A 19,215-nucleotide genomic window follows, 5' to 3' on the forward strand; every position below is an offset into this window, starting at 1 on the left:
CCAATTATCCTAATAATTGCTTAGCGTGTGCTAATGCTGAATCTGACAATTCTTTTCCACCTAACATTTCTGCTAATTCCTTTATACGCTCATCTTTAGTTAAAGGTTTCATTTTAGTATTGGTTACCATTCCTTCTTCTTCCTTAAAGACTTTAAAATGATAATCTCCTTTAGATGCTACTTGCGGCAAATGAGTTATAGAAAACACTTGCATCGTGGCACTCATAGATTTCATGATATCTCCCATTTTGTTAGAAATTTCACCTGACACCCCTGTGTCTATTTCATCAAACATCATGGTGGGTAACTGTTCGTATTTAGCAAGTATTGATTTTATGGTCAGCATTATTCGAGATAATTCTCCTCCTGATGCCACTTTCTTTAAATCACCATAATTAGATCCTTTATTTGCTGCAAATAAGAAAACTAATTCATCTTTACCATTTTCATTAAACGTTTTAGCCGAGTTTACTTCAATTTTAAAAGTTGCACTTGGCATCCCTAACTGACCTAAACTTTCCGTTAATTGCTTCTGCAATTCTGGAATAACAGCAATTCTATTTTTACTGATTTCTAACGCAATACCCTCAAGTTCCTTCTCTTCTTTAGCCAGTTGAGTTTGCTTCTTCTTTATATCAGCTTCTACATTATCCACAGCGCTAACTTTTTCTGAAAGCGATTCTCTTATTTCAATTAACTCAGAAATTGTTGCCGCATTATGTTTTTTAAACAAGTTGTGTATTAATTGAAGTTTAGCGTTTACCTCCTCCAACAACTTAGGGTTTGCTTCAGCACTTTCCTGTAGCGAATCTAATTCTGTTGAAATGTCATCTATTTCAATAAAAACAGAAATAATTCGTTCATTTAACGCTGCAAAATTAGCTCCGAAGCTAGAAAGTTTGTTTGATGCTATTTTCAATTCAGACAAAAGGTTTAGTATTCCTATTTGTTCTTCGTTTAACAGTTGATAACCTTTAGACAAATGCTCAACAATTATTTCAACATTATTTAATTGCTCATATTGCTCTTCCAGTTCTTCTAAGATCCCTTCTTTCAAAGGGGCTACTTCAAGTTCTTTTAGTAAATGAGAATTATAGTCATATTCTTTAGTAGCATTCTGCTGAAAGGCTATTAAATCTTTTAATTCCTTTTGCGTTTTTTGGTAGGTGGCTAAATGTAATTTATAATCTACCAACAATTTACCATTACTGGCAAGAGCATCTATAACTTTTAATTGAAAGTCATTTTCTGCTAATTGTAACGTTTGATGCTGTGAATGAATATCTATTAACCGATCGCCTAAAAGGGATAAAACATCAAGATTTACAGGCGAATCATTAATAAACGCTCGTGACTTACCACTTGGCAGAATTTCTCTACGAATGATTGTTCTTTCTTCAAAGTCCAAATCATTTTCATTAAAAAATTCTTTTAAATGATATTTTTTAATATCAAAGGTTGCCTCAATGATACATTTTTGAGTCTCGTCTCGTAAAGAGCTTAAATCTGCTCTTTTACCTAAAACTAATCCCAATCCGCCTAATAATATGGATTTACCAGCACCTGTTTCTCCTGTAATAATAGTAAAACCATTATTAAACGTGACATTTAAGGTGTCTATTAAAGCGTAATTCTGTATTGAAAGTGAGTTCAGCAATTCTAAAAAATATTTAGCGCTGTAAAGATAATTTATATTCCTAGAGTTTAAAACAAATAAGTAATTACCCTAGATTTTTATTCTAAAAAAAATATTTAATACTCATACCTAATAAGTAATAGCATTCCAAGTACTGGAATATAAAGGTGCAATTTTATTAAGAGTTTCCTTTAATTGTACAATATCTACTTTAGGTCCATCAGAAAATACATACTGAATTTCTTCAGATTTGGCATCGAAAAAGGTTTGAATAAGAAATGCATTGGGGCGTCTTTTTACCAAGGTCTCTAGTAAGCGCATGGTGCCAGCAATTACTTGCTTGCCTGTACTATTATTATCTGCAAGTATATCTAAACCCTTTCTATGATAATTATACATAGCAACGCGATATTCTTTAAATGTATTTGATAATAGGTTATCAACAAGCTCAAAACGTGTTCTTTCACTGGTATCTTGACTCCAACCAGCGGCACTACTCCCTTGGGCTTGTGTAACTATATTTTGAGCTTTTCTATAGAAATCTGTTCCCCCATTCAATTCAAAAGTATCGGCATCAATTCCTAACATTATGTAAGCGTAATAGGCTACAACACCCACCAAGTTAGATTCAAAAACGTTTTCATTAAAAACTAAGGGTTGGAACTCTGTGTATTCAAAATTAAACTGATTGTCCTTATAATTAAATACAGGACTCTCATAAGAAGTATTATAAACTGGTCTAGATGATTGTAATTGAATGCTTGCTTGAAATCGGTTATTTTGATACTCCGTAACAGTAACAAACATTCGTACATTTAGTTTTTCAACTTCAGTATACGTTCTGTTAGTCCATTTGGTCTTGTTAACAAAATCATTTAACGAACGCTCTAAAGTTTTGAATATCTGTTGATTAGTTTGCCCAACTTGATCAGAATTTACAGTAATTACTGCGTTCAATTCTTGTGCCTTTAATACAAAAGGTAAGGTTATCAAGAGAGCTAGAATAATATACTTACGCATGTATTCTTTTTATTATTTCATTTATAATATCTAAAGCTACTTCTGCCTTAGTTTTTAATGAAAACGTTTTTATCGCTGAATTCTTATCTATGAATGATATTTTATTGGTATTCTTTCCAAAACCTGCACCAGAATCGTTTAAAGAATTTAGAACAATAGCATCTAAATTCTTCTTTTTAAGCTTTCCTATAGCATTTTCAATTTCATTTTCAGTCTCTAGTGCAAATCCTACAATAAATTGCTGACTCTTTAATTCGCCCATGGATAACAAAATATCTTTATTCTTTACCAAATCTATTGTTAACTGAGCATCATTCTTTTTTATTTTCTGATCCGCTATAGTTTTAGGTCTATAATCTGCAACGGCAGCTGCTGCAATAGCAATATCTACTGTAGCGTAATGTTTATGTACTTCGTTATACATTTCATCTGCTGAAACCACACGAACGAGTTGTATCAAATCATGTGTAATGATCAAATGAGAAGGACCAGAAATTAAAATCACCTCAGCACCTAAATTCGCTGCGGCTTTCGCTAACTCAAAACCCATTAAACCAGAAGAATGATTACCAATAAACCTTACAGGATCAATGGCTTCATAAGTTGGACCTGCGGTAATTAACACCTTTTTATTCCTCAAAGGCAATCCTTCAAGAATATATTTTTTTACAAAGTCTATAATCGCTTCGGGTTCTGCCATACGACCTTCACCATGCAAACCACTCGCTAATTCTCCTGAAGTAGCTGGAATCATGATATTTCCAAACGACCTTAGTTTTTCAAAGGATGCAATGGATGATGGATGCTTGTACATATCTAAATCCATGGCTGGTGCAAAAAATACAGGGCATTTTGCAGACAAATAACAGGCAAGCAATAAGTTATCGCAAGTGCCATTTGCCATTTTAGACAGGGTATTTGCTGTAGCGGGAGCCACAATCATTAGATCCGCCCAAAGTCCCAGTTCTACATGATTATTCCAGGAAACACCTTCATTATCTTCATGTACAAACGATGTAAGTACAGGATTTTTTGACAGAGTGGCAAGGGTAAGTGGAGAAACAAAAGAGCTGGCGCTACTTGTTAAAATAACTTTAACATTAGCGCCAGCTTTTATTAATAAGCGAACTAAAAATGTTGTTTTATACGCGGCTATTCCTCCTGTAATTCCTAAAAGGATATTTTTTCCGCTCAACATTTGATTATATATCTTTCGCTGTATTTCTGTAATAGATTTTATCTTCTAACCATTCGTTTACTGCTAAAGCGTGCGGCTTTGGTAATTTTTCGTAAAATTTAGAAACTTCAATTTGCTCCTTGTTTTCGAAAACTTCCTCTAAACTATCACTGTATGTAGCAAATTCTTCTAATTTTTCTAACAACTCTTTTTTAATTTCAGAGTTGATTTGTACTGCTCTTTTTGAGGCAATAGAAATCGCTTCATAAATGTTTCCAGTTGGCGCATCAAACTCGTTCTTGTTGATAGTTACTGTAGAAACAGGAGCTTTTGAATTTTTTAAATCGTTCATATTCATAATGAAAATGGTTTTTATTTGGAATAATTTTCTAATTCTTTTTCAATTTTTTCCATCAAATTATTGGCGTCTTTGTCAAATTTAGATTGTGGAAAATTCTTTTTAAGCGTATTGTAAGCAGTTTTAGCATCAGCCAAACGTTGTCTTTTCTTCTGCTCTGTACTATTCATTGCTAGATTAGTTAACGCTTTCATTCTATAAAATAGTGCATCCTCTTTATAGATAGACCCAGGAAAATCAATAATAAAATTTTCTAGCGCTGCAGCTGCTGAAATAGAATAGTCTAGCGTATAAAACTCGCCTAACTTTGTGAATTGTTTTGCAATTTCTAATGCCTTCTCTTCTTTCTTCTGAGTTAAATCTTTAGCCATTTGGTTGGCTTCTGACATAAATTCTGATTCTGAAAAAGTATTAATAAACAACTGTAACTTAGCTAAAGCCTTATCTGTATCTGTTTGATCCAGTGAGTATTTAGGCGAAAGTAAATAATAACTTTTTGCTCCTAAAAATCCAGCCTCTTGTGCCTTATCACTTCTTGGATATGATTTTAAAAACCGCTCGAACTGATAACCCGCAGTGTTATAATCTTTTATTTCATAATATGAATTTGCTAGAAAAAACATTACGCGTTCACCCTGAGGTTTACCTATATACTTAGGTGCTATTTGCTCTAACAATCTGTTTGCTCGCTTATAATCTTTAGCCTCATAAAATGCTTCTGCCATTTCATATTTGGCTTTTACATCTTCGTTTTTAAGCACTTTTTGATATTCGCTACAAGAGCTAAAAAACAGTGCTAAAAAAAACAGACTAAATAAAGTGCGTATTTTTCTAAACATTTTGCAAAATTAGGTATTCTAAATGGATTTAAAAAACATTTTTGTAATGCTAAAATAAAGAGTGTATACGCTTTAACAAATGCTTTTGGCGAACTTTTAACGTTCTAAGAAAAACTATGATAGTATTTAGACCGAAACTTTAGCCAATTTTTTTACAAATTTGCCGATTTTAGATTTCAAATTTGCACTTGCTTCCACTAAAGGCAGGCGTACAACAGCCTTACAAATTTCAAGGGATTCGAATATAGCTTTTATGCCCGCAGGATTGCCTTCTTCAAATATAAGACCCATACCTTCTTCTAAGCTGTGATGAATTTCATATGCCTCCCCTACTTTTTTGTCTAATCCAAGATTTATCATTTTAGAAAACGGAGCTGGCAATCCTTGACCTATTACCGAAATAACACCTGCGCCACCCGCTAAAACTGTAGGAAGTGCTGTAATATCATCTCCAGAAATAACCAAGAAACTAGAAGGTTTATTTTTTAAGATTTCTGTAATCTGATTCATATCTCCACAAGCTTCTTTGATAGCAACAATATTTTTGAAATCTTGTGCTAATCTTACTGTGGTTGAAGCTAGCATATTGCTTCCTGTTCTTCCTGGCACATTATACACTATAATTGGCTTAGGTGAAGCCTGAGCTATAGCTTTAAAATGTTGATAAATACCTTCTTGCGTTGGTTTATTATAGTAAGGCGAAACGGAAAGTATGGCTACAAACTCTGTAAGATCTATTCGCTTAAGTTCATCCACAACATGCATGGTGTTATTACCACCAACTCCTAAAACTAAAGGTAATCTTCCTGCATTAGTTTTAATCACTGTTTTAATGACTAATGTTTTCTCAGCATCTGTTAATGTTGCGGTTTCGGCAGTAGTACCCAGCACTACTAAATAATCCACTCCGCCATTAATGCTATGCTCAACTACGCGTTGTAATCCATTTACATCAACGGAGAAATCTGGATTAAAAGGGGTGATTAAAGCAACTCCTGTACCGTATAAATATTCCATAACTAATCTATTTCCTTAAATATTTTAAGGTATTTTTTCAATTCTTTTGTAAATAAATTAAAATCTGATATTGGCGTATGTAAAATTAAATCATTCAAATTTTTATCTACTTCACCAAAACCTACTTTAATACGTGCCTTAGATTTTATAGTCATTAGCTGCAATAACAAGTGATCATCTGTATAATAATTCACTAGCAAATCGTACTCTCTATTAAAAAATTCTAAAGCGTAACTATTTTCAATTTCTCCTTTCCAACCTAAATCTTTATCCGAAAAAACAGGCGTTGAATAAGGTGAGTTTTTATCGTAAAAACTTTTATATCCAATTATTTTTACAGAATTAGGACGTAACGAAAAATCTTCTACAAATTGATAAAACAAATTTGCATTTTCAAATCGATCCAAATCTACAATACAACCAACAGACTTAATACCTTTACTTGTATTGGAACTACCCAAAGGTTGCTCCAACAGTTGCTTTAAATATTTTCGCCCAGATTTATGTTTTAATTTTTGTTTTAAAGCTTTTAAAAACATGTATTTTTACATTTATACAAATGTAAATAATATTCAGAGCAATTATTACACGAAGATAAGTACAATTATGAATTTAAAAATTAAACAATTTGTTATAATTATAACAATCGTTCTTTTTGCATCGTGCAAACAAGGAAACCAAAAGCTTGTAAAAATTACTGGTGAACAAATAGCTATTTCAGATTCTATAACTGCTACTAAGGAAATAGTTGATTTTGTTGCTCCGTACCAAAAACGAATTGATCAAGTCTTAGACAGTGCCTTAGCATACGCTCCAAACTCAATTACTAAAACCGATGGAGCACTAAACACAACTGCTGGAAACATGATGGCGGATGCTGTTTTACAACTAGTTGCACCTGTTTTTAAGTCAAGAACCCAAAATAATTTGGATTTTGTATTATTAAATCATGGAGGTATTAGAAGTATAATATCCGCAGGGAAAGTTACCTCTAGAACGGCTTATGAAATAATGCCTTTTGAAAATACAGTAGTGGTAGTTGGACTTAAAGGAAAAGCAATTCGAGATATGGTGCAATATCTGATTGCTTCTAAAAAACCACACCCTATTGCAGGTATTCAGATAATTATCGATAAAAACGATAGTTTAAGTGCTGTGAATATTCAAGGAAAACCATTTGACGAAAACAAGGTTTATTACGTTGCAACATCTAATTATCTTGTAAATGGCGGTGACAACATGAACTTTTTTAATGATAAAATTTCCATTACAGAAACAGATTATCTTATCCGAAATATTATGATAGATTATTTCGCAAAGAAAGATACTATTGTCCCAATAATTGATGATAGATTTATAAAACTAGATAACTAAGATGATGAATAGAAGAAACTTTTTAGCTAACACCACAGCAACATCTGCTTTCATTGCTCTAGGAGGGCTATCCTTAAACTCTTGTATTCTTGACACGAAAAAGAAAATTACTATACTGCATACCAATGATGTACATAGCCATATTGATCCTTTTCCTCAAGAACATTCCGAATTTCCAAATCTTGGAGGCCTAGCTAGGAGAGCAACATTGGTAGAAGCTATTCGTAAAGAAAACCCAAACACCTTGTTATTTGATGCTGGTGATATTTTTCAAGGTACTCCCTATTTTAATTTTTATGGAGGAGAATTAGAATTTAAGTTAATGAGCATGTTAAAGTATGATGCCGCAACTATTGGTAATCATGACTTTGACAATGGTATTGATGGCCTATTTGCCCAATTACCACATGCTAAGTTTCAATTGATTTCTGCTAATTACGATTTTTCTAATACCGTGATGAATGGTTTTACAAAACCTTACGAAATTTACACTGTTGATGATATTAAGATTGGGGTATATGGCTTGGGAATAGAACTGGATGGTTTAGTAACTAAAAAATTATTTAAAGAAACCGTTTATTTAAATCCATTTGAAATTGCTCAAGACACGGAAAGAAAATTAAAAGAGGAAGAAAAATGCGATATTATTATTTGTCTTTCTCATTTAGGTTACCAATATGACTCGAGCAAACCTGATGATCTTAAATTAGCAGCAAATACCAAATATACCAACCTAATTATTGGTGGGCATACTCATACTTTTTTAGACAAGCCTACCATTGCAAAAAATAGTGCAAATATTGATGTATTAGTAAATCAAGTTGGTTGCTATGGTGTAAACCTAGGTAGAATTGATTTCTATTTTGACAGCAAAAACAACATTTCAGCAGATGGTGTAAGTATTGCTGTTTAAATTTTTAAACATGATTACAGTAAAAAGAACAAATGCTACCGACCCCAATTTTGGCGCCTTAGTTACCAAGTTAGATGCCTATTTAAAAACTACTGATGGAGAGGAGCATGATTTTTACCATCAATTTAATGGCATACAACATTTAGATTACGTTATAATTCTTTTCAAAAACAACCTTGCAATTGCTTGTGGAGCTATAAAACCTTTCGATACCGAGACAGTAGAAATTAAAAGAATGTATGTAGAACCTGGCTACAGAGGAGAAGGATTAGGCTCAAAAGTATTAAGTGAACTCGAGCAATGGGCATTAGAATTAAACTATACCGCATGTATTTTAGAAACGGGGAAACGGCAAACAGAGGCCGTGGCTTTATACAAGAAGAATAAGTATATAATTACAGCTAATTATGGCCAATATATAGGTGTTGAGAATAGTATTTGCTTTAGAAAAAAACTTTAAAAATAACTAAACCCTTTAGCAAAACATATTTATGAAAAAAAAATGATGATAACTTGCACTAGCTATTGTACATTATTTTTTTTGGCACCATCTTTGTATTCAACCAAGTATTAATATTTAATTTTTTAACATGAGTAAAGGAACAGTAAAATTCTTCAACGATGCCAAAGGTTTTGGTTTCATCACTGAAGAAGGTGTTAACAAGGATCACTTTGTACACATTTCAGGATTAATCGACGAAATCCGTGAGGGTGATGTTGTTGAGTTCGAATTAAAAGAAGGCAAGAAAGGCTTAAATGCAGTAAACGTAAGAGTACTATAATATATACTTTCTAAGATGTAGAATCCCGTTCATAACCGAACGGGATTTTTTTCGTCATAAAATTGATATCACAATTTCCTCTAGCTCTGCTTCTAAGCTTATTTTTGGATATGACCTTTGGGCTTTTCTATACCAGTACCCTGCATTAAATTCATCCCCTTCTTTTCTATGCAAATAGGCATGTATTAAACTACCTAAATTTGAATGCATCTCTTGTGCAATATTATGTGAAGATCCCCAATCTCCTTTAGCATCAAACCAAAGAGCCTTTAACCCATCAGACCAATCTTCATCAGGCATATTGTTTTGGAGCGATTGCTGGAATTCTTGGTAACTATTTATTTTCATTAGGCTAATTTCTTTACCAACTTACCCACGGTTAACCCTTGAACAAGAATTGAGAATACCACCACCACATAGGTGATAACTAAAAACATATCTCTATTCATTTCTTCGGATAAACCTAAGGCTAATGCAATGGATATTCCTCCACGTAAACCTCCCCATGTCATGATTAAATTGGTGTTAGGCACAAAATCTAGTCGCTCTTTAAAGAAATTTATTGGAAGTAATAGCGACAAATATCGGCAAGCCAAAATTATTGGAATCGCCAGTAATCCAGCTAACACATAATCTACTTTGAATGTGAGTACAAGCATTTCCATTCCTATTAAAACAAAAAGCAAAGTATTTAACAAAATATCAATCAACTCCCAAAACTTGTCTACGTAAGTTTCTGTAATTTCAGACATTGACGTATCTCTTAAGGTGTCATTACCCACCACTAGACCGGCTGTTACCATTGCTAAAGGCGCAGAAATATGGAATTTTTGAGCAATTACGGTACCAACCATTACGGTAGCCAGCGTAATAATAACTTCTATATCGTAATCATCAATAGATTTTAATAATCTGTAAGTTACCCAACCAAGAAATAATCCAAGAAGTATTCCGCCTATAACCTCAACGCCAAAAAGCTCTAATACATCTAAAGCAGTAACTTTTTCAGTGCTTGGGGTTGCAAATTTATATATCGTTAAAAAAACAACTACCCCTACGCCATCATTAAAGAGGGATTCTCCAACAATTTTGGTTTCAAGTTTTTTTGGAACGCCCGCTTTTTTTAAAATACCTAAAACTGCAATTGGGTCAGTTGGTGATATTAACGCACCAAACAAAAGACAATTTACATACGCTGTATCCAATCCAAATAATTGTAATACGTAGTAGATAAAGGTACCTACTAAAAAAGTGGATACTAAAACACCTAAAGTAGAAAACACAAGAATAGGCCAGCGTTGTACTTTTAATTGTTCAAAATTGGTATGCAATGCTCCAGCAAATAATAAAAAGCTTAACATAACATCTAATAAAATAGATTTAAAATCTATTTGTGTTATGATATAGCGCTCTGCATTTAATAACGTATCATCAAAATAACTCAAAGCAAAAACCCCCAAGGTAAAAAGTATGGTGATTAGCATTAAGCCAATAGTGTTTGGTAATTTTAAAAATCGCACATTAAGGTAACCAAACATCGCCGATAGGAATACAAGTACGGCAATAATTAAGAAGTAATCCATTGTTAAGCTTTTATGGTAATGAAATACAAAAATGCAATAATTGAATTACTTTTTTAGAATCAAGTGAAAAAAAAGACCTTATATAATTAGAAAATACTTAGCGCGTAAATCGTCCAGTAGTATTTCCTTCAAGAATACCCATTACTTCTTTTACCGTGGCAAAATTTACATCCCCTTCATAGGTATGCTTTAATGCACACGCTGCACTCGCAAATTCCATAGCCTTAAAATCATCAAACTGTTGTAAACCATAAATTAGACCCGCAGCAAAAGCATCACCAGTTCCTATCCTATCTACAATATGTGTGATATCTAAATCTTGAGTTTCTCTAAACTCATTGCCATTCCACATTCTGGCTCTTATTTTATGCCATGAAGAATTCACAGAGGTTCTAATTTTATCAAAAACCTTTTCAATTGATGGAAATCTAGCTATTAGCTGCTTACTTGCCAATATAAAATCTTCATTGGAATAAGAAAAAGTAGTGCCTAAGACTTCGTTTATTTCATTTATACCACCTATAAAAATTGTAGAATATTCCAGTAACTCAGATAATGCTTCTTTAGGATCTTGTCCATACTTCCACAACCCACTTCTATAGGTTGGATCTGCTGTTACTGTTATTCCTTTTTTTCTTGCCAATTTCAAACCTTCTCTTAAGGCATCTAAACTACCTTGACTTAAAGCTGGGGTTATTCCTGTCCAATGAAACCATTCAGAATCTATTAAAGATTCTTCCCAATTTATCATGGAGGGTTGAATTTCAGAAAAAGCAGAATGCGATCTGTTGTATGATATGGAACTCGGGCGCATAACTGCTCCAACTTCTAAGAAATACACCCCAAGTGGTCGGTTAGAACGGACAATGGATGAGGTGTCTACATCAAATTTATTTAAATAAGCAATAGCGGTATCACCAATAAAATCATTAGAAATAAAGGAAATATGTTTAACGCTTCCTCCAAAATTAGCAATAGAGATACCAACATTTATTTCTGTTCCTCCAAAATAAAACTCTAGCGTGTTGGATTGAATAAATTTTTTATTTCCCTCCGGAGATAAACGCATTAATACTTCTCCAAATGTTACAACTTGACTCACTACGAAAACGTTTGATGAATTGTAAATTTAAACAAGAAAATTAGCTTTTGACCAGTAAATGTTATTAAATAACAAAGGATACCCTAATTGGTGTAAAACAAAACAAGAGTACTGCTAAGTAATAGCGTTATAATTTTATTCTTTTAGACTAACTTGATTTTAAAAATCTAATGTACTTGCAGAATAATTTTAAAATACATTATTATGAGAAGTCTTTTATGGCTTGTAGCCGTTATTTGTATTATTATTTGGCTTTTAGGCATGCTCGGAATTATTGCAGGTATTGGTACAAATAGTTTAATACATATTTTATTAGTAATAGCTGTTATTGTTGTACTATACAACATTATATCAGGTAGAAAACCATTATAAACTATAATGGTTCTATTTTAAAAAAGGTGAATATTCGAATGAACATTCACCTTTTTTAAATGCTATTCATAAGTACTTTTAAAATAACATAGATAGAAATTCATCTTCAGTAATAATTGTTACTCCTAAACTTTCTGCTTTGGTCTTTTTGCTTGGCCCCATATTCTCGCCAGCCACCAAATAATTAGTTTTTGATGATACCGAAGAACCAACTTTACCGCCATTATCTTCAATAAGTTTTTTAAGTTCATCGCGGCTTACTTTTGCAAACACGCCAGATACCACAAAAGTCTGTCCTTGCAATAACTCTGTTTGGTTTTCTAGTTTATCCGAAGACAATTCAAACTGAACTCCATATGATTTAAGCCTATCAATTATTTCTACGTTGGTGTAATTCTGAAAGAACTCCACCACACTTTGAGCAATGCGCTCCCCTATTTCGTCTACCGTAATCAACTCTTCTACGTTGGCTACCATCAAGGCATCAATATTTTTATAGGATTTAGCTAATTTTTTAGCTACAGTTTCTCCTACAAAACGAATACCTAATGCAAACAAAACGCGCTCAAATGGTATTGAAATAGATGCTTTAACTCCATTTACAAGATTCTCTGCTGACTTCTCAGCCATACGTTCCAAAGGCATAACTTGCTCTTTGGTTATGGTATATAAATCGGCATAGTTTTTAATTAATCCTTCTTTATATAATAGCTCTACAGTTTCTCCCCCTAAACCTTCAATATCCATAGCTTTGCGAGAAATGTAATGTTGAATTCTACCTGTAATTTGCGGCGGACAACCATAATAATTTGGGCAATAATGCTTAGCATCGCCATCTGTACGTACTAATTCAGAATGGCATTCAGGGCAATGATCTATGTATTTAGTAGGTTCAGAATTTGCCGGTCTTTTAGTGAAATCTACTCCAATAATTTTTGGAATAATTTCTCCTCCTTTTTCCACAAAAACAGTATCTCCCTCTCGAATATCGAACTTTGCAATTTGATCCGCATTATGCAAAGAGGCTCTCTTTACAGTGGTTCCTGCCAATAATACCGGTTCTAAATTAGCCACTGGAGTTATGGCTCCAGTTCTACCAACCTGATAGGTAATTTCATTTAAAACTGTAGAAACTTGCTCCCCTTTAAACTTATATGCCATGGCCCATCGTGGAGATTTTGCCGTATAACCAAGCTCCTCTTGATGCTGCAAATTATTTACTTTTATTACAACACCATCAGTTTCATAGGGTAATTCATGCCTATGAATATCCCAATAATCTATAAACTCCATTACTTCGTTTGTAGATTTACAAAGCTTTGCAATGGTCGGCACTTTAAATCCCCAATCCCTTGCTTTTTCGAGCATTTGATATTGAGATTTAACACCTGTTTTTTCTCCTACAATTCCGTACAATAAACATTCTAAGGGTCGTTGTGCCACCAGCGAGCTATCTTGTAATTTTAAACTCCCCGAAGCCGTATTTCTCGGATTCATATAAGGCTCCTCTCCATTTTCTATGCGCTCTGCATTCATTTTAGCAAAACCCTCAAAAGGCAATACTATTTCGCCACGAATATCAAATTTAGCAGGGTAATCACCTTTTAATTGTAAGGGTATAGATTTTATAGTTTTTATATTAGTGGTGACATTATCTCCCTGAAAACCATCACCCCGTGTTAGAGCACGTACCAACTGTCCGTTTTCATAAGTAATATTTATAGATGCACCATCGTATTTAAGTTCACATGTAAACTCAACTTCAACATCTCCTAAGCCTTTTTGAATACGTTTTTCCCAATCTTCTAAATCTTCTTTGGAGTAGCTATTATCCAAAGAGTACATACGAGAATCATGCATTTGAGTCTCAAAATTCTTGGTTACCATACCACCTACTCTTAATGTTGGAGATGTGGCATCATGAAATTCTGGATACTGTGCTTCTAAAGCTTGCAATTCTTTTAATTGCATGTCAAATTCGTAATCAGAAATAGTAGGGTTGTCTAAGACGTAATAATTATAATTATGCTCTCGAAGCGCCGTTCTTAAGGCTTCTATTTTCTGTTTAATATCCATTAAAACTGGTAATTTATTTTTTTATTCCTTTTAACATTCTATCGTTTCCGAATAGATCTTGACGAAGTTCAATATCAGAAAAATTAGTTGAATCTAAAAGCTGTTTAGTTTCTTTTCCTAAATATTGATTAATTTCAAAATATAAAGCGCCACCATCATTTAAGTTATTAACTGCAAATGATGCTATTTTTCTATAAAATAATAAAGGATCTTCATCTGAAACAAATAGTGCTAATTCTGGCTCGTGCTGTAAAACATTTTTATGCATTTCTTTTTTCTCTAATTCACGAACATAAGGTGGATTAGAAACTATAATATCGAACTTTTGATGTAGTTTATCTATTTCTAAAATATTTGCATGAATAAATTCTATTTGAACACTATTATTTTTGGCATTTTGCGTTGCAATTTTCAATGCCTTATCAGAAATATCAAGTGTAGCAACTTTAGCATTTGGCAATTGCTTTTTTAAAGCAATAGGTATACACCCGCTTCCCGTTCCAATATCGAGTATGGTAATTGCTTCTTGATGATTTTTAATATCGTCAAAAATCCAACGGACCAAATCTTCCGTTTCTGGTCTAGGTATCAGCACGTTTTTATCTACCAAAAATTCCAAATCCATAAAATGGGTTTTTCCAATAATATGTTGAATTGGAATCTCTAATTTCAACCTACTTAGTGCTTCAAACAGAGGAGCTTCCTCATCTTTCGTGATAATTAAATTTGGTTCCAATGCAAGAATAAATCGTTCTAAACCTAAAAAATGCTCAATTAACATGTAGAAGAAACTATTTACTTCTTCCGGAGAATAAATAGCATCTAATTCTAAATGAAATATATTTTTAATCTCTTTTAAATACATGTTTCAACTATTTTAAGTCTTTTAGCATCCAAACCGGACAAGAATAATGGCCAGTATTCCCCATGGGAGCATTTAAATATTCAAAACCTGTTTTTTTATATAACTTTTGCGCAGCTTCCATATAAGGCATAGTCTCTAAATAAATTTGATCATAACCATAAGCTCTGGCTTTTGCCAAACATACCTCCATCATTTGTGCTCCAATACCCTTTCCTCTTGCTTCTTCAAGAAAATACATTTTTTGCAGCTCGCAGATATTCCCATCATAATTTTCTAACTGTGCAATGCCACAACAGCCAATTACCTTTTCATTTTCTACAACTACAAAATAAGAAGCTCTAGGCACATCATAATTTTCATACATATGATCCAAAGCCTTGTCTGCATAAGCGGTTCCTACTTTCGGCACACCTAAATCCACTAAAACCTTGCGAATAACATTAGCTACAACTTCATTGTCTTTTTGTGCTATTTCACGGATAACAATACTTCCCATAAATTCTTAAAATGATATCTATTTAATATCCTATTTTTGCGCTGTGAAGATACATGAATTTTATATTTTACGGTGTATAGAAATTGCGCAAAACGGATTAGGAACTACTGCTCCTAACCCAATGGTAGGTGCTGTTATTGTACATGATAATAAAATTATTGGCGAAGGTTTTACTAGCCCATATGGTGGGCCACATGCAGAAGTAAATGCCATAAATTCAGTTAAGAACATTTCTCTTTTAAAAGAGTCGACTATTTATGTAACACTAGAACCTTGCTCGCATTATGGTAAAACTCCTCCTTGTGCGGATTTGATTATAAAACATCATATTCCAAAAGTGGTAGTTGGTATTTTAGACCCACATGATAAAGTAGCTGGCCAAGGTATTAAAAAACTTACGGAAGCCGGCTGTGACGTTACCTATGGAATTCTAGAGAAGGAATGCCGAGCACACCATAAAAGATTTTTAACCTTTCAAGAAAAAAAGAGACCTTACATAATTCTTAAATGGGCAGAAACCTCTGATGGATATATTGCTCCGGAGACTTCATTAAGAAGCAAAAACAAGGAACCCTTTTGGATTACAAATATGTTTTCTCGACAATTAGTACATAAATGGAGAACGGAAGAACAAGCTATTTTGCTTGGAACAAATACTGTTTTAGAGGACAATCCAAGATTAGATGCAAGACTTTGGAAAGGCAAAAATCCTACACGTATAATTTTAGATAGGTCTTTAAAAATTGACGCATCCTATGTTGTATTAGATGGAAGTGTAAAAACAATAGTTTTTACTGAAAACTCTGATACTTCAAACCATATTAAAGGCGTAAAATACATTCCCATTAGTTTTTCGGAAAATATGGCTGAGCAAATTTGCCATAAACTTCATATAGAAAACATACAAAGTGTACTTATTGAAGGTGGTAGCAGAACTTTGCAAACCTTTATTGATGCTAATTTATGGGATGAAGCTCGAGTATTCGTCGGCAATACTTCATTTACAAAAGGCATTAAAGCGCCTAAATTAAAGGGGCATCTGATTACTACCGAAAATATCAAAAATGATACATTAAAAATATATTACAATGATTAAGAATATTATTTTTGATTTTGGAGATATCTTTATTAATCTAGACAAACCAGCGGTTTTTACTGTATTAACACAATTTGGTTACACAGAAATCACCCCAGATCTAGATAAGATCATGAAGGATTACGAAATGGGATTAATTTCATCTTCGGATTTTATTTTAGCCATGAACAGGATTTTCCCGGAGGCAAGACCTGAAGATCTTAAAAAGGCATGGAATTCTATTCTATTAGATTTTCCTGATTATCGGTTAGAATTTTTAGAAAAATTAGCGGCCGAAAACACGTTTCGCTTATTTCTACTAAGTAATACTAATGAACTTCATATAGATCATGTAATAAAAAACATGGGATTACACAGATTTGAAAGATTTAAAAAGTGCTTTGAAAAATTCTATTTGTCACATGAAATTAACCTTAGAAAACCCAATAAAGACATTTACACCTTTGTATTAGAAGAAAATAATTTAAAAGCAGAAGAAACTTTTTTTGTTGATGACACTAAGGAAAATACAGATACTTCTTCTTTATTGGGGATAAAAAGCTGGAATCTTATTGTTGGCCAAGAAGATATTATAGATTTGAAAAAGTGGTTGTAATATGATAGATTTAATACTGTGTATACTTTTCTCTAGCTCTTTATTTGTAATTTTTAAATTATTCAATACCTATAAAGTCCAAACCTTATTCGCAATAATTACAAACTATTTTGTAGCGAGTGTATTTTCCACATTTTTCTATGAAGACAGTATTAATTTTGCTGAAATCCCTGAAAAGTCATGGTTTTTACCAACCGTTGCATTGGGTTTTTTATTTATAACCGTTTTCTACATAACCGCTAGAACGTCTCAACAAATTGGAGTTTCCGTTGCATCTGTTGCATCAAAAATGTCGTTAGTAATTCCTGTTCTAGCTGGGGTTATGTTATACAAAGAAGATTTGAATATCATTAAAGTATTTGGCATTTTATTAGCCTTAGTAGCCGTTTATTTTGCATCCTTAAAAGATAGAACGATCACAGTTAAAACAGGAACTTTAGTTTTGCCGCTTTTATTATTCATTGGATCAGGACTTGTAGATACTAGTATAAAATACATACAAACCACATATGTGCCAAAAAATGAATTTCCATTATTTTGCGCACTTGTTTTTTTCTGTGCAGGTACATTTGGTGTTACCTTTATTTTATTACGCTCTTTTAAAGTCCCTTTAAAGAAAAACTATCGTAATATATTAGGTGGTTTATGCCTAGGTATCTTCAACTATTTTACGCTTTATTTTTTACTAAGAGCATTACAAAATGATTTTTTTGATAGTTCTTCTATATTTACCATAAACAATGTTGCAACGGTGTTATTCTCTACATTACTGGGGATAATATTATTTAAAGAGAAGTTAATTACAAAAAATTGGATTGGTATTGGATTGGCGGTCATTAGTATAATATTAGTAGCTCTTTTTTAATGGAATTTCATTCTGATACTTATAAAACACTTTCTAAACCCTCAGAAGAAATTCTATTCAAAGAAAAGAAGAGCAAATTTTTTGGTTATGCTTTCCCTATTTCCTCAGAGGACGATGTTAAACCTATTCTTGAGGATATTAAAAAAAAGCACCATACTGCAGGTCATGTATGTTACGCATGGCAATTAGGTGTTGAAAACCCAAGTTATAGAGCAAACGATGACGGAGAACCTAATAACTCCGCAGGGCCACCTATTTATGGCCAAATACAATCTTTTGAAGTTACCAATGTCCTTGTAGCGGTTGCCAGAATTTATGGAGGTACCAAATTAGGTGTTGGAGGTTTAATCAGTGCCTATAAAACTAGTGCTCAATTAGCTCTTGAAAATGCAACTATCGTTGAGATGATTGTACAGGAGCATTTTCTAGTATCTTTTGAATATGCAGATATGGATAAAGTAATGCGCATTATAAAACAAGAACAATTAAACATTGTAAATCAAAAAATGGCACTTAATTGTCAATTAGAAATTTCGGTTAGAAAAAATGATGCTCAAAAGATAAAAGCTATTTTAAATGAATTACATACCATAACTTTTAAAAGTATCAACTCTTAGTTAATCGATCTAATAAATCTTCTGGGCATTTAATAGGCCTATTTTTTTTCTTATCTAAAAAAGCAAGAACAGTATTTGCTTCGATTAAAAGTTCATTATTCTCGTTAAAGATTTTATAGTCAAATTCAATTCTTACTGAAGGTGTTTTTTTAAGTATGGTTTCTACTGTTATAAGGTCATCATATACGGCAGATTTTTTAAAATTAATCTGCAAAGAAATAACTGGCAAGATAATACCGCTTTCTTCTAGTTTTCTGTAAGAAATACCCTTAGATCTCAACCATTCAACACGGCCAATCTCCAAATATTGCGCATAGTTTCCGTGATATACCACTCCCATTTGATCCGTTTCACCATATCGAACTCGAAAAGAAAATTTGTTAATATTCATGTTTTTAAATGTAAAAATTATATATTTAGAGGCTTAGCAAT

The 19,215-nt window shown here is 32.9% G+C and carries 23 protein-coding genes; 9 read left to right on the plus strand and 14 right to left on the minus strand.

The window, feature by feature from the left end:
- Positions 1–4: 4 nt before the first annotated feature.
- From recN to B8963_RS13105, 7 genes are all read right to left on the minus strand, one after another.
- Entirely contained in the window at positions 5–1,657 is a 1,653-nt protein-coding gene (gene recN / locus B8963_RS13075) for a DNA repair protein RecN (protein ID WP_084062059.1), read from the minus strand.
- Positions 1,658–1,765: 108 nt separating this feature from the next.
- Positions 1,766–2,656, minus strand: coding sequence for a type IX secretion system protein PorD (porD, locus tag B8963_RS13080; RefSeq protein WP_084062062.1), 891 nt, complete (start codon positions 2,654–2,656; stop codon positions 1,766–1,768).
- Entirely contained in the window at positions 2,649–3,854 is a 1,206-nt protein-coding gene (gene coaBC, locus B8963_RS13085; RefSeq protein WP_084062065.1) for a bifunctional phosphopantothenoylcysteine decarboxylase/phosphopantothenate--cysteine ligase CoaBC, read from the minus strand. Before coaBC ends, porD begins: the two co-directional genes overlap by 8 nt.
- A gap of 4 nt (positions 3,855–3,858) precedes the next feature.
- Positions 3,859–4,191, minus strand: a complete 333-nt coding sequence (locus tag B8963_RS13090) for a DNA-directed RNA polymerase subunit omega (RefSeq protein WP_200810840.1) — start codon at positions 4,189–4,191, stop codon at positions 3,859–3,861.
- A 14-nt stretch (positions 4,192–4,205) separates the two neighbouring features.
- On the minus strand, positions 4,206–5,030 hold the full coding sequence (locus B8963_RS13095) for an outer membrane protein assembly factor BamD (RefSeq protein WP_084062068.1): 825 nt from the start codon (positions 5,028–5,030) through the stop codon (positions 4,206–4,208).
- A gap of 126 nt (positions 5,031–5,156) precedes the next feature.
- Positions 5,157–6,047 (minus strand): 4-hydroxy-tetrahydrodipicolinate synthase, encoded by an 891-nt coding sequence (gene dapA / locus B8963_RS13100; protein ID WP_084062072.1) that lies wholly within the window; start codon positions 6,045–6,047, stop codon positions 5,157–5,159.
- A gap of 2 nt (positions 6,048–6,049) precedes the next feature.
- Complete coding sequence (locus B8963_RS13105) at positions 6,050–6,586, minus strand: DUF6913 domain-containing protein (protein WP_084062075.1); 537 nt, start codon at positions 6,584–6,586, stop codon at positions 6,050–6,052.
- A gap of 67 nt (positions 6,587–6,653) precedes the next feature.
- Between B8963_RS13105 and B8963_RS13110 the strand changes: the two genes are divergently transcribed.
- The 4 genes from B8963_RS13110 to B8963_RS13125 all read left to right on the plus strand — a co-directional run bounded on the left by B8963_RS13110 (position 6,654) and on the right by B8963_RS13125 (position 9,116).
- Complete coding sequence (locus B8963_RS13110; RefSeq protein ID WP_234989668.1) at positions 6,654–7,421, plus strand: 5'-nucleotidase C-terminal domain-containing protein; 768 nt, start codon at positions 6,654–6,656, stop codon at positions 7,419–7,421.
- Between the two features lie 4 nt (positions 7,422–7,425).
- Positions 7,426–8,334, plus strand: a complete 909-nt coding sequence (locus B8963_RS13115; protein ID WP_084062199.1) for a bifunctional metallophosphatase/5'-nucleotidase — start codon at positions 7,426–7,428, stop codon at positions 8,332–8,334.
- Between the two features lie 10 nt (positions 8,335–8,344).
- Positions 8,345–8,794 carry a GNAT family N-acetyltransferase gene (locus tag B8963_RS13120; protein ID WP_084062080.1) on the plus strand — a complete coding sequence of 150 codons (450 nt, stop codon included), beginning with the start codon at positions 8,345–8,347 and terminating at the stop codon, positions 8,792–8,794.
- 130 nt (positions 8,795–8,924) lie between these two features.
- A complete protein-coding gene (locus B8963_RS13125; protein WP_084062083.1) occupies positions 8,925–9,116 on the plus strand; it encodes a cold-shock protein in 192 nt (63 codons plus the stop codon).
- Between the two features lie 54 nt (positions 9,117–9,170).
- Here B8963_RS13125 and B8963_RS13130 read toward each other — a convergent pair whose 3' ends face one another.
- From B8963_RS13130 to B8963_RS13140, 3 genes are all read right to left on the minus strand, one after another.
- The gene (locus B8963_RS13130) at positions 9,171–9,464 is read right to left on the minus strand and encodes a hypothetical protein (RefSeq protein ID WP_084062085.1); all 294 of its coding nucleotides are present in this window, start codon (positions 9,462–9,464) and stop codon (positions 9,171–9,173) included.
- Positions 9,464–10,699 (minus strand): cation:proton antiporter, encoded by a 1,236-nt coding sequence (locus B8963_RS13135; RefSeq protein ID WP_084062088.1) that lies wholly within the window; start codon positions 10,697–10,699, stop codon positions 9,464–9,466. Before B8963_RS13135 ends, B8963_RS13130 begins: the two co-directional genes overlap by 1 nt.
- 97 nt (positions 10,700–10,796) lie before the next feature.
- Positions 10,797–11,801: a sugar kinase gene (locus B8963_RS13140; RefSeq protein ID WP_084062090.1), complete on the minus strand. Its 1,005-nt coding sequence runs from the start codon at positions 11,799–11,801 to the stop codon at positions 10,797–10,799.
- Between the two features lie 204 nt (positions 11,802–12,005).
- Here B8963_RS13140 and B8963_RS15875 point away from each other — a divergent pair, with 204 nt between their 5' ends.
- Positions 12,006–12,173 (plus strand): lmo0937 family membrane protein, encoded by a 168-nt coding sequence (locus B8963_RS15875; RefSeq protein WP_143312533.1) that lies wholly within the window; start codon positions 12,006–12,008, stop codon positions 12,171–12,173.
- Between the two features lie 78 nt (positions 12,174–12,251).
- Here B8963_RS15875 and ligA read toward each other — a convergent pair whose 3' ends face one another.
- From ligA to B8963_RS13155, 3 genes are read right to left on the minus strand one after another with little or no spacing between them, the layout of a single operon-like run.
- Entirely contained in the window at positions 12,252–14,249 is a 1,998-nt protein-coding gene (gene ligA / locus B8963_RS13145; RefSeq protein WP_084062092.1) for an NAD-dependent DNA ligase LigA, read from the minus strand.
- A 13-nt stretch (positions 14,250–14,262) separates the two neighbouring features.
- The gene (prmC, locus tag B8963_RS13150) at positions 14,263–15,114 is read right to left on the minus strand and encodes a peptide chain release factor N(5)-glutamine methyltransferase (protein ID WP_084062095.1); all 852 of its coding nucleotides are present in this window, start codon (positions 15,112–15,114) and stop codon (positions 14,263–14,265) included.
- Positions 15,115–15,121: 7 nt separating this feature from the next.
- Positions 15,122–15,610: a GNAT family N-acetyltransferase gene (locus B8963_RS13155; RefSeq protein ID WP_084062097.1), complete on the minus strand. Its 489-nt coding sequence runs from the start codon at positions 15,608–15,610 to the stop codon at positions 15,122–15,124.
- A gap of 43 nt (positions 15,611–15,653) precedes the next feature.
- Between B8963_RS13155 and ribD the strand changes: the two genes are divergently transcribed.
- The 4 genes from ribD to B8963_RS13175 are packed head-to-tail and all read left to right on the plus strand — an operon-like array spanning position 15,654 to position 18,783.
- A complete protein-coding gene (gene ribD / locus B8963_RS13160) occupies positions 15,654–16,706 on the plus strand; it encodes a bifunctional diaminohydroxyphosphoribosylaminopyrimidine deaminase/5-amino-6-(5-phosphoribosylamino)uracil reductase RibD (RefSeq protein WP_084062099.1) in 1,053 nt (350 codons plus the stop codon).
- The gene (locus B8963_RS13165) at positions 16,699–17,301 is read left to right on the plus strand and encodes an HAD-IA family hydrolase (RefSeq protein ID WP_084062101.1); all 603 of its coding nucleotides are present in this window, start codon (positions 16,699–16,701) and stop codon (positions 17,299–17,301) included. Before ribD ends, B8963_RS13165 begins: the two co-directional genes overlap by 8 nt.
- A gap of 1 nt (position 17,302) precedes the next feature.
- On the plus strand, positions 17,303–18,166 hold the full coding sequence (locus tag B8963_RS13170; RefSeq protein WP_084062104.1) for a DMT family transporter: 864 nt from the start codon (positions 17,303–17,305) through the stop codon (positions 18,164–18,166).
- Positions 18,166–18,783 (plus strand): IMPACT family protein, encoded by a 618-nt coding sequence (locus B8963_RS13175; protein ID WP_084062106.1) that lies wholly within the window; start codon positions 18,166–18,168, stop codon positions 18,781–18,783. Before B8963_RS13170 ends, B8963_RS13175 begins: the two co-directional genes overlap by 1 nt.
- Here the strand turns inward: B8963_RS13175 and B8963_RS13180 are convergent.
- On the minus strand, positions 18,773–19,174 hold the full coding sequence (locus tag B8963_RS13180) for an acyl-CoA thioesterase (RefSeq protein ID WP_084062108.1): 402 nt from the start codon (positions 19,172–19,174) through the stop codon (positions 18,773–18,775). The two genes, B8963_RS13175 and B8963_RS13180, sit on opposite strands and share 11 nt — an antisense overlap.
- Between the last annotated feature and the right edge of the window lie 41 nt (positions 19,175–19,215).

The organism is Cellulophaga tyrosinoxydans (genome assembly GCF_900176415.1).
In the GTDB taxonomy this organism is placed as follows: Bacteria; Bacteroidota; Bacteroidia; order Flavobacteriales; family Flavobacteriaceae; genus Cellulophaga; species Cellulophaga tyrosinoxydans.

Bases quoted from the DNA above. Each gene is read 5' to 3' on its own strand.
- porD (WP_084062062.1), bottom strand. From the start codon at position 2,656: ATGCGTAAGTATATTATTCTAGCTCTCTTGATAACCTTACCTTTTGTA.
- coaBC (WP_084062065.1), bottom strand. From the start codon at position 3,854: ATGTTGAGCGGAAAAAATATCCTTTTAGGAATTACAGGAGGAATAGCC.
- B8963_RS13090 (WP_200810840.1), bottom strand. From the start codon at position 4,191: ATGAATATGAACGATTTAAAAAATTCAAAAGCTCCTGTTTCTACAGTA.
- B8963_RS13095 (WP_084062068.1), bottom strand. From the start codon at position 5,030: ATGTTTAGAAAAATACGCACTTTATTTAGTCTGTTTTTTTTAGCACTG.
- dapA (WP_084062072.1), bottom strand. From the start codon at position 6,047: ATGGAATATTTATACGGTACAGGAGTTGCTTTAATCACCCCTTTTAAT.
- B8963_RS13105 (WP_084062075.1), bottom strand. From the start codon at position 6,586: ATGTTTTTAAAAGCTTTAAAACAAAAATTAAAACATAAATCTGGGCGA.
- B8963_RS13110 (WP_234989668.1), top strand. From the start codon at position 6,654: ATGAATTTAAAAATTAAACAATTTGTTATAATTATAACAATCGTTCTT.
- B8963_RS13115 (WP_084062199.1), top strand. From the start codon at position 7,426: ATGAATAGAAGAAACTTTTTAGCTAACACCACAGCAACATCTGCTTTC.
- B8963_RS13120 (WP_084062080.1), top strand. From the start codon at position 8,345: ATGATTACAGTAAAAAGAACAAATGCTACCGACCCCAATTTTGGCGCC.
- B8963_RS13125 (WP_084062083.1), top strand. From the start codon at position 8,925: ATGAGTAAAGGAACAGTAAAATTCTTCAACGATGCCAAAGGTTTTGGT.
- B8963_RS13130 (WP_084062085.1), bottom strand. From the start codon at position 9,464: ATGAAAATAAATAGTTACCAAGAATTCCAGCAATCGCTCCAAAACAAT.
- B8963_RS13135 (WP_084062088.1), bottom strand. From the start codon at position 10,699: ATGGATTACTTCTTAATTATTGCCGTACTTGTATTCCTATCGGCGATG.
- B8963_RS15875 (WP_143312533.1), top strand. From the start codon at position 12,006: ATGAGAAGTCTTTTATGGCTTGTAGCCGTTATTTGTATTATTATTTGG.
- ligA (WP_084062092.1), bottom strand. From the start codon at position 14,249: ATGGATATTAAACAGAAAATAGAAGCCTTAAGAACGGCGCTTCGAGAG.
- prmC (WP_084062095.1), bottom strand. From the start codon at position 15,114: ATGTATTTAAAAGAGATTAAAAATATATTTCATTTAGAATTAGATGCT.
- B8963_RS13155 (WP_084062097.1), bottom strand. From the start codon at position 15,610: ATGGGAAGTATTGTTATCCGTGAAATAGCACAAAAAGACAATGAAGTT.
- B8963_RS13165 (WP_084062101.1), top strand. From the start codon at position 16,699: ATGATTAAGAATATTATTTTTGATTTTGGAGATATCTTTATTAATCTA.
- B8963_RS13170 (WP_084062104.1), top strand. From the start codon at position 17,303: ATGATAGATTTAATACTGTGTATACTTTTCTCTAGCTCTTTATTTGTA.
- B8963_RS13175 (WP_084062106.1), top strand. From the start codon at position 18,166: ATGGAATTTCATTCTGATACTTATAAAACACTTTCTAAACCCTCAGAA.
- B8963_RS13180 (WP_084062108.1), bottom strand. From the start codon at position 19,174: ATGAATATTAACAAATTTTCTTTTCGAGTTCGATATGGTGAAACGGAT.